2 protein-coding genes and 1 pseudogene are annotated in these 1246 nt (G+C 74.0%); 2 read left to right on the top strand and 1 reads right to left on the bottom strand.

Annotated features, from left to right (window positions below; translation table 11 throughout):
• Both ACFFNX_RS50415 and ACFFNX_RS50410 read left to right on the top strand, forming a co-directional pair.
• On the top strand, positions 1-806 hold an 806-nt coding region (locus tag ACFFNX_RS50415), incomplete at its 5' end, for a condensation domain-containing protein (RefSeq protein WP_378213615.1).
• Positions 803-1018, top strand: a complete 216-nt coding sequence (locus tag ACFFNX_RS50410; RefSeq protein WP_378213614.1) for an MbtH family protein — start codon at positions 803-805, stop codon at positions 1016-1018. The genes ACFFNX_RS50415 and ACFFNX_RS50410, both read left to right, overlap by 4 nt.
• A gap of 13 nt (positions 1019-1031) precedes the next feature.
• Here ACFFNX_RS50410 and ACFFNX_RS50405 read toward each other — a convergent pair.
• Positions 1032-1246: pseudogene (locus tag ACFFNX_RS50405) on the bottom strand (ABC transporter ATP-binding protein); the annotation flags it as partial.

Below are 1246 nucleotides of genomic sequence, written 5' to 3'. Positions count from 1 at the left end.
TGTGGCGTGACCTGCTCGCCAAGAACGAGCCGCTCCCGCTCGACCGCCCGCTCGACCCCACCCGTGACGTCGCGGCCACGATCGAGGAGGTCACCGTCACCCTGCCGCCGGACGTCACCGAGCCGCTGCTCACGCGGGTGCCCGCGGCGCTCGGCGCCTCGGTGAACGACGTGCTGCTCGCCGGGCTCGGCCTCGCGGTCGCCGACTGGCGGAGGCACCGGGGACACCCGGGCGACTCCGTGCTCGTCGCGCTGGAGGGACACGGACGGGAGGAGCAGGTGGCCGGGGACGTCGACCTGTCCACGACGGTCGGCTGGTTCACCAACGTCTTCCCGATCCGCCTCGACGTGGCCGGGCTCGACCTGGACGAGGCGCTGCGCGGCGGACCGGCCGTGGCCGAGGCCGTGCGCCGCGTACGGGAGCACCTGACGTCGCTGCCCGACAACGGGATGGGCTACGGCCTGCTGCGCCGGCTGAACCCGGGGACGGCCGCGGAGCTGGCGGGGCTGGCCGAGCCCCAGATCGAGTTCAACTACATGGGCCGCTTCGACTTCCCCGAGGCGGCCGACTGGGAGTTCGCGCCGGAGGCCGAGGCCGCCGACAACGGCGCCGACGACGCGATGCCCGAGACCTTCGCCCTGGTCGTCAACGCGCAGACCGAGGACCGGCCCACCGGCCCGGAGCTGAGCGTGAGCTGGGCCTGGCCGCGCGCCGTCCTGACGACCTCCACCGTCGACGACCTGGCCCAGACCTGGTTCCGCGCCCTGCGGGCCCTAGTTGTACTGACCACCGAGGAGACAGCATGAGCACCAACCCCTTCGAGAACCCCGACGGCGTCTACCGCGTCCTGGTCAACGCGGAGAACCAGCACAGCCTGTGGCCGGACTTCGCCGACGTCCCGGACGGCTGGACCAGCGTGTTCGGCCCCTCCGGGCGGCAGGAGTGCCTGGACTACGTCGAGGAGCACTGGACCGACATGCGCCCGCAGAGCCTCATCGACGCCATGAGCGCGGACTGACCCCGCGCGCGGGTCAGCGGCGGCTCGACCAGGCCGACCAGAGCGCGGCATAGCGGCCACCGGCGGCCACCAGCTCGTCGTGGGTGCCGGACTCGACCACCCGTCCGGCGTCCAGGACGACCACGCGGTCGGCCGCGGCGGCCTGGGTGAGACGGTGCGCGACGACCAGCGCGGTCCGCCCGGTGAGCGCCTCTTCCGCCGCCGCCTCCAGGAGGCGGGCGCCCGCGC

The sequence above is a fragment of the Actinoallomurus acaciae genome, assembly GCF_042429965.1.
GTDB lineage: Bacteria > Actinomycetota > Actinomycetes > Streptosporangiales > Streptosporangiaceae > Actinoallomurus > Actinoallomurus acaciae.
This window is presented reverse-complemented; position numbering and strand designations above follow the sequence as displayed.

Excerpts from the sequence above, each read along its gene's own strand:
- ACFFNX_RS50410 (WP_378213614.1), top strand. The coding sequence starts at position 803 with ATGAGCACCAACCCCTTCGAGAACCCCGACGGCGTCTACCGCGTCCTG.